At 72.9% G+C, this 6664-nt stretch carries 10 protein-coding genes; 6 read left to right on the top strand and 4 right to left on the bottom strand.

Features of this window, described 5'->3' with window-relative positions; genetic code table 11:
- A partial coding sequence (locus tag AB0J68_RS23880; protein ID WP_363940522.1) for a class I SAM-dependent methyltransferase occupies positions 1-523 on the bottom strand: 523 nt, incomplete at its 3' end.
- A gap of 264 nt (positions 524-787) precedes the next feature.
- Between AB0J68_RS23880 and AB0J68_RS23875 the strand changes: the two genes are divergently transcribed.
- Both AB0J68_RS23875 and AB0J68_RS23870 read left to right on the top strand, forming a co-directional pair.
- Entirely contained in the window at positions 788-1339 is a 552-nt protein-coding gene (locus AB0J68_RS23875; protein ID WP_354856567.1) for a DinB family protein, read from the top strand.
- A 47-nt stretch (positions 1340-1386) separates the two neighbouring features.
- The gene (locus tag AB0J68_RS23870; RefSeq protein WP_363940521.1) at positions 1387-1935 is read left to right on the top strand and encodes a hypothetical protein; all 549 of its coding nucleotides are present in this window, start codon (positions 1387-1389) and stop codon (positions 1933-1935) included.
- Positions 1936-1954: 19 nt separating this feature from the next.
- On the opposite strand, the gene AB0J68_RS23865 is transcribed toward AB0J68_RS23870, so the two are convergent.
- Positions 1955-2044, bottom strand: coding sequence for an SDR family oxidoreductase (locus AB0J68_RS23865; RefSeq protein ID WP_354856680.1), 90 nt, complete (start codon positions 2042-2044; stop codon positions 1955-1957).
- Positions 2045-2192: 148 nt separating this feature from the next.
- Here AB0J68_RS23865 and AB0J68_RS23860 point away from each other — a divergent pair, with 148 nt between their 5' ends.
- A complete protein-coding gene (locus tag AB0J68_RS23860) occupies positions 2193-2822 on the top strand; it encodes an HAD-IA family hydrolase (RefSeq protein ID WP_363940520.1) in 630 nt (209 codons plus the stop codon).
- A gap of 53 nt (positions 2823-2875) precedes the next feature.
- Here AB0J68_RS23860 and AB0J68_RS23855 read toward each other — a convergent pair whose 3' ends face one another.
- Complete coding sequence (locus AB0J68_RS23855) at positions 2876-3808, bottom strand: phosphotransferase (RefSeq protein WP_355064254.1); 933 nt, start codon at positions 3806-3808, stop codon at positions 2876-2878.
- A gap of 184 nt (positions 3809-3992) precedes the next feature.
- On the opposite strand from AB0J68_RS23855, the gene AB0J68_RS23850 reads away from it, so the two are divergent.
- Positions 3993-4481 (top strand): GNAT family N-acetyltransferase, encoded by a 489-nt coding sequence (locus AB0J68_RS23850; protein ID WP_363940519.1) that lies wholly within the window; start codon positions 3993-3995, stop codon positions 4479-4481.
- Positions 4482-4560: 79 nt separating this feature from the next.
- Positions 4561-5703: a polysaccharide pyruvyl transferase family protein gene (locus AB0J68_RS23845; RefSeq protein WP_363940518.1), complete on the top strand. Its 1143-nt coding sequence runs from the start codon at positions 4561-4563 to the stop codon at positions 5701-5703.
- Between the two features lie 6 nt (positions 5704-5709).
- Here the strand turns inward: AB0J68_RS23845 and AB0J68_RS23840 are convergent, their stop codons facing one another.
- Positions 5710-5916, bottom strand: coding sequence for a hypothetical protein (locus AB0J68_RS23840; protein ID WP_354856579.1), 207 nt, complete (start codon positions 5914-5916; stop codon positions 5710-5712).
- Positions 5917-5998: 82 nt separating this feature from the next.
- Here AB0J68_RS23840 and AB0J68_RS23835 point away from each other — a divergent pair, with 82 nt between their 5' ends.
- Entirely contained in the window at positions 5999-6520 is a 522-nt protein-coding gene (locus AB0J68_RS23835) for a DinB family protein (RefSeq protein WP_355064259.1), read from the top strand.
- The last annotated feature ends 144 nt before the right edge of the window (positions 6521-6664 follow it).

Raw genomic sequence — 6664 nt, 5'->3', positions numbered from 1 at the left:
CGACCCCCTCCCAGATCCACGTCGTCGGCTCGCCGGGGCGATGCCCGGCGGCTGCCAACGCCTCGGCGAGGCGGTCGCGGCCGAAGTCCACCGGCACGAACGTCGGCGCGGTGCCGGGCAGGCCCTCGGCGCGTTCGCGTTTGTCGCGCTGACTGCTGGGGTGGTCGACCTCGAAGACCGTCTTGTCGGCGAGTTCCGCCATCCGCCAGGCCCGACCGTCCAGCCCGGCCCCCAGGATCACCACCTGCGAGCTGCGATGGTCACGTACGGCGTCGTCGATCGCCACCGTGCGGGGCACCATCATCTCGGCGCAGGCCCGTACGGTCTCGTAGTCGACCCGTTGCCGCCACGGCTTGGGCGCGGAAGCAGCGCGTACCCAATCGACGGGCTCCCGTTCGTCGGCGCGGAGCAGGCGCATGGCCGTCGGGTCCGCGAAGCGGCCGGGAGCGATCAGGCCGTCCGCCGCCGCGCGGCCCTGGCAGACGAGCACCGCCGTACGGCTCGCGGATTGCGTCGTCGGCATAGCTCGCGCTCCTGTCCGTGTCGCGGCATCGGCTCTGGGTGCCGACGCTACCGTCGCGCGGAGCCGGTCGGCCCGTTGGTCTGGTCGGTCTGCACGACCATCACTTGACCGCACCGGATAGCCTTCGCGGCTATGGGCGCGATCAAACCGTGGCACCTCGCGGTCCTCAGCATCTGTTGTCTGCTGCCGACGGTGGTGGCGATCGCCGGTGGAGTCTGGGCCGTACGCCGCAACCGCACCCGGCGCTGAGTCGAGGCGACACGCATGACCAACGCGGACGAGCACGGTCACCCCGAACCGCCCGTCGCGGGCGACGAGACCGCCACACTGCTGGGCTCCCTGGACCGCCAGCGCGCCACCCTGGCCTGGAAGACCGGTGGTCTCGACGCGGCTGGCCTGCGGGCGACGCTCGGCCCGTCGTCGATCACCCTGGGTGGGCTGCTCAAGCACCTGGCGCTGGTCGAGGACCTCTACTTCTCGCTCAAGCTGGCCGGACGTTCACCCGGGCCACCGTGGGACACCGTCGACTGGGACGCCAACCCCGGCTGGGAGTGGCGCTCCGCCGCCGAGGACACCCCGGAACAGCTCTACACGCTGTGGCGGGAGGCCGTGGCGCGCTCCCGGGCCACGGTCACCGAGTTGCTGGCCGACGGCGGCCCGGAGCAGTTGGCCCGGGGCGAGTGGCCCGACGGTCGGGTGCCGAGCCTGCGCCGGGTCCTGGTCGACCTCATCGAGGAGTACGCGCGGCACGTCGGGCACGCCGACCTGATCCGGGAGTCGGTGGACGGGCTCACCGGCGAGGACCCGCCCCGCTGAACGTGGCCCACTGCGACAGGGCCGTGGGGCACCGCCAGAATGGGCGCGTGCAGGACACCGTCGCCGTCGCGCTGATCACCTCAGTGTCCACGTTGGCCGCCGCGGCCCTGACCGGTCTGGTCGGTGCGCTCAGCACCCGTCGGCAACTCGCCCACCAGCTCACCGTCGCCGGGCAGGAGAGCGCCGACCGATGGGCGACCCGGCGTGACGAGCTGCGGCGCGACGCGTACGTCGGGTTCCTCAGCGCCTGCGACGCGGCGTACCGGCGGCTGGACCGCCGGTGGGTCGAGCCGGGCGTGGACAGGGCCACGCCCGGCTACGACGAGACGTACGCGGCGATGCGCGCCGTGGACGAGGCGTACAACCTGGTGTTGTTGGAAGGCCCGGCGGACGTCGCGGCGGCGGGCCGGTCGGTGCTGGCCAGCCTCACGACGGAGTACGCCGAGCAGCGCCGCCTCGCCGACGAGCCGGGCGACGCGGCAGTGCCGCTTCGCGACCGGCACCGGGAGCGCTGGCTCGCGGCCATCGAGGTACGGACCAACCGGCGCGTCGCGTTCGTCGACGTCGTGCGTTCCGTGTTGGGCCGGGAGGAGTGACGCAGCTGGGTGGGGTATCTCAGCTGGTGAAACCCCCGTCGACGTTGACCACCGCCCCGGTCACGTAGCCCGCCTCGGGGCTGGCCAGGTGCGCGACGGTCGCCGCGATGTCGGCGGGTCATGCAAACGATCATGTCGACGGTTCGTCTTCGAGTCTGGCGGCCATCGGACCACTCGTTCCCAGCGCCGGGTCCGTTTTCCGCCGCCGGCCAGGGAGGCCCTATCCTCGTGACGGAGCGTACGGGGGGAGTGTGAGCGTGGAGCTGGCAGACGTCGACGCGGTGCTGTTCGACATGGACGGCACCCTGGTCGACTCCGACGCCGCCGTCGAGCGGGCGTGGGAGCGCTGGGCGTCCGAGTACGCCGTCGAGCCGGCGGCGGCGCTCGCGATCGCGCACGGCAGGCCCGCCGATCAGACGATCCGCCGGCTCCTTCCCTCGCTCGACGAGGCAGCGGTCGCCGTGGCGGCGGCACGGCAGTTGGCGTTGCAGTACGACGACCTGTCCGACGTGACCGCCACCCCGGGCGCCCTCGAGCTGCTGTCGACGTTGGCCCGGTTGGGGTTGCCCTGGGCGGTGGTGACCAGCGCCGACGTCCGGCTGGCCGAGGCCCGGCTCGGTGCCGCCGGCATCACCGCGCCCGTGCTGGTCACCGTCGAGGACGTGCGCGCGGGCAAGCCGGCCCCGGAGGGCTACCTGCGCGCCGCCGCGCTGCTCGACGTGGCACCGGCGCGCTGCCTGGTCGTCGAGGACGCCGAGGTCGGGTTGCAGGCCGGGCGCGCGGCCGGCGCGATGACCGCCGCGCTCAAGGGACTCGACGGCGACCTGCGGCTGGTCGACCTGACGCAGCTGGCGTACGGGTTCACCGCGGCGCCCACGGCACGCTGACCGGCAGCACCGCGGTAACGGCACCGGCAGCGCGACAGCGCCGACCGGCTGGGTCAGGCGAGCCGCTCGGCCAGCCAGGGGAGCAGGGCGTCGGCCTGCGCCTGCTGGAACGCCCGTACGGTGGGGATGCCGGGCGGCGGCGGACGGCGGGCGCTGTCGGCGAAGAAGCCGGCCAGTCCGGCGTACACCCCGGTGAGCGCGGCCGGATCGACACCGGCGGTGAGCGGCAGCCGGCGCAGCATCGCCTCGGTGTCGTGCCCGCCGTAGAGCCGGACGTTCACCAGCAGCAAGGCGGTGTCCAGCCAGGCCGGCCCCCGGCAGGCCCACGGCCAGTCGACGACTGTCACCGTCCCGGCCGCGTCGAGCAGCAGGTTGTCGGCCCGCACGTCCAGGTGGCAGAGCGTGTCCCCGGTCAGCGCGGCGACGCCCTCGTCGGCGGCGTGCCGCAGGTCATCCAGGTGGGCCCGAACCCACGGATCGAGTCGTGGCGGCGGGTCGGCGGCGATCCGGTGCCAGCCGGCGAAGTCCCCGGCCAGCAGCTCGGCGGCGGCCGGCACGTGCGCGACGGGGTTCGGGGTGAGCGCGCCGGCCATCGCCTCCAGGGCGCCCAGCACGCGGGTCAGCTCGTCCGCCCGCCACGGGGTTGTCGGGTGCCGTCCGTCCACGTCGGAGAAGACCAGTGCCACCCACTCGCCGTCGTCGTGGCAGCCCAGCAGGCGGGGCGTCGGCGCTGTCGGCGGTAGCGCGCCGGCGGTACGGGCCTCGGCGCGGTGCATGACCGGGCTGTCCGGGTTCTGAGCCGGGCTGACCGCCTTCACGAAAGCCCGCCGGCCGGTCGCGGTGCGGACCCGGTCGGCGGTGCCCGGCGAAAAGCCACCCGACTGGGACACCGCCTCGACCACCCGATCACCGATGATGCCCTCCACCGCGGATCGGACCGCCGCCGGCAGATCACCCCAGCCGATCCGCGTCGCTGTCCCCTGCATCTCGCCACGGTGCGCCCGCCCCGCCCCGACGAACAACCCATTTCCCGGGCTCGATGATCATGTGGTTGCCGGGCCTCTTTGGGAAATCGGCCGGGTCGCGGCCCCGTCGCGGGTATCACGGTGGCGGCGTCTACGTGGTTCTGCTGCACTACGCGCTGGATCAGAGATCGAAGGGGAGGCCCCGGTGGAGTTGACATTGACGCCGATGACCGAGCAGGAACTGGCCCGGCTGTGGGAACCGCTGGAGGTGGGATACGCCGACGATCTGGTCGCCCACCGCGGCATGACGCCGGAGGCGGCCCGGGAGCGGTCGGCGCAGCAGCTGCGGGAAGGGCTGCCGGCGGGCGCGGCCACCGAGGGGGTTCTGCTGCGGGTGGCGCGGGCCGACGACACCGAGGTCGGGTGGATCTGGGTGAGCCTGCCCGGGGCGAGTGACGCGGCCGGCCCGACGCGGGCCTGGATTCAGAACATCGAGGTACATCCGGCGCACTGGGGGCGTGGCCACGCGCGGCGAATGATCCAGCTCATCGAGGCCGAACTGGCCGGACTCGGCGTGCCCGAGCTGGGGTTGAACGTCTTCGGAACGAACACCGTGGCGATCGGGCTCTACCGGAGCCTGGGCTTCGAGGTCACCGCGCAGCAGATGGCCAAGCGCATCGATCCGGCGGGCTGAGCCGCCCCGGCCCCGGTTCAGGACTGTTCGCCCGACCAGCGGGAAACCGCTGCGGACCGCACCCGGGGAGGAGCGACGGATGACGCATGGCGCCGGACTGACCATCGGTGTGCTCGGCTCGTACGGTGGCCGGAACCTCGGCGATGAGGCGATCCTCACCGGTCTCCTCATCGATCTACGCATGCAGGAACCGAACGCCCGGATCATCGTCTTCTCCCGCAACCCGGAACACACCCGTGCCGCCCACCCGGACGTCGAGGCGGTGCCCTGGGAAGGCGTCAGCCGTACCGACTCGGCGTTGGTGCTGGCTCAACTCGACCTGCTCATCCTCGGTGGCGGCGGGATCCTCTACGACCGGGAGGCCCGCCGCTACCTGCGGGTCGTGCGGGTCGCCCAGGAACGGGGCCTGCCCCTCATCACGTACGCGGTGGGGGTCGGGCCGCTCAGCGACGCGGTCGACACCGGCATGGTCCGGGAGACGCTCGCCAGCGCGACCCAGGTGACCGTCCGCGACCAGGAGTCCCGGATGGTCCTGGAAGAGGCGGGACTGCTCAACCCGATCACGGTCACCGCCGACCCGGCGTTTCTGTTGCAGCCGGCCGACTTTCCGGTGCACCTGCTCAGCGAGGAGGGGGTGCCGGCCGGTAAGAGGCTGGTCGGGATCAGCGTGCGGGAGCCGGGACGGGCCGCCGAACGCCTCGACGTCGACGGCTACCACCGGCTGCTGGCCCAGATCGGTGACTTCCTGGTGCACCGCATCGACGCGTACGTGCTGTTCGTGCCGATGGAACGCGACGACATCCGGCACTCGCACGGGGTGTTGTCGCACATGGTCGCCGCCGAGCGGGGGCGGATCCTGCACGGCACCTACTCACCGGAGCAGGTGCTCGGGCTGATGCGCCACTTCGACCTGGCCGTCGGCATGCGTCTGCACTTCCTGATCTTCGCGGCGATGGTGGGCACGCCGTTCCTGCCGCTGCCGTACGCCGGCAAGGTCTTCGACCTGGCCCAGCGGCTCGGTGTGCCGGCGCTGCGGGGCGTGGAGCGGGAGGTGGAGGGGCCGCTGCTGGCCGAGGTCGACCGACTCTGGGACGAACGCGAGAAACGCGCCGAGGCCACGGCCCGTCGGGTCGCGGAGGTCTGCGAGCAGGCGCGGGGCACCTCGGAGGTCACCCGTGGCGTGTTGGACAGGCTGCGCGCTCAGGCCCTCACCCGAGTCTGACCCGCGTCACACCGCCGGACCGGTCCACCGGTAGCGCCACTCGCGGCCCTCCTCGCGGGCGGACTCCAACTCGTAGATCTGCGCCTCCGCCAGCCCACCGGACCCGATGTGGTGGTGGGTGAGCGGCGGCCGGCCGTTGGTGTCCAGTTCGACGGTCACGGTCTGCCCGTCCGCCGCGCCGCCGACGAGGAGGATCTGCACGGATGAAGCCATGCGCCCATCCTGCCCGTCACGAGGGCGCCTCGCAGCGGGATACGGGGCAGCGCGAGGGGCCCGACGTGGTTACGGTCGGCGGATGACGGAGCAGACCATCGATCCGACGCTCGGCCCGGTGCTCGCCCGCGTCGGCGACGAGCGCGCCGTGCTGGACTCGTTCCTCGACTTCCACCGTGGCGTGGTGCTGCGCAAGCTGCGCGGCCTGTCCGACACCGAGGCGGCCCGCCGGCTGGTGCCCTCCGCGACCACGCTCGCCGGGCTGGTCAAGCACCTGACGCTTGTCGAGCGGAACTGGTTTCCGGTGCTGCTGGCACCCGAGCCGGGCGACGTCTACCTGAACTCGGAAGAGGACGCGATCGCGAGCTTCACCCTCGATGAGCACGACACGGTCGACGGGCTCGTCGAGGCGTACGAGCAAGCCTGCGCCCGGTCCCGGGCGGTCGCCGCGCGCTTCGACCTCGACCACGTGGTGCCGCATCCGCAGCTCGGTGAGGTGTCGGTGCGCTGGATCCTGGTCCACCTGATCGAGGAGACCGCCCGGCACGCCGGCCACGCCGACATCCTGCGCGAACTGACCGACGGGTCGACCGGCGCGCTCTGAGCCCGGCCGCCCGTCGTCATCCGGCGGGTAACAGGCCCGGCGGATACTCCATGCCGTCGTGGGCGCAGGCCGCCGCGGCGACCCGTGCCGCGTACCGGGCCGCCTCGGGCAGGGGCTCGCCCCGCAGCCGCCCGGCGATCAGCC

This window comes from Micromonospora sp. NPDC049580 (assembly GCF_040675595.1).
GTDB lineage: Bacteria > Actinomycetota > Actinomycetes > Mycobacteriales > Micromonosporaceae > Micromonospora.
The sequence above is the reverse complement of the archived record's forward strand: the minus strand, read 5'-3'. Positions and strand labels throughout refer to the sequence as shown.

What these genes read in the sequence shown, in the direction of transcription:
- AB0J68_RS23845 (WP_363940518.1), top strand. Translation starts at nt 4,561, where the DNA reads ATGACGCATGGCGCCGGACTGACCATCGGTGTGCTCGGCTCGTACGGT.
- AB0J68_RS23875 (WP_354856567.1), top strand. Translation starts at nt 788, where the DNA reads ATGACCAACGCGGACGAGCACGGTCACCCCGAACCGCCCGTCGCGGGC.
- AB0J68_RS23840 (WP_354856579.1), bottom strand. Translation starts at nt 5,916, where the DNA reads ATGGCTTCATCCGTGCAGATCCTCCTCGTCGGCGGCGCGGCGGACGGG.
- AB0J68_RS23855 (WP_355064254.1), bottom strand. Translation starts at nt 3,808, where the DNA reads ATGCAGGGGACAGCGACGCGGATCGGCTGGGGTGATCTGCCGGCGGCG.
- AB0J68_RS23835 (WP_355064259.1), top strand. Translation starts at nt 5,999, where the DNA reads ATGACGGAGCAGACCATCGATCCGACGCTCGGCCCGGTGCTCGCCCGC.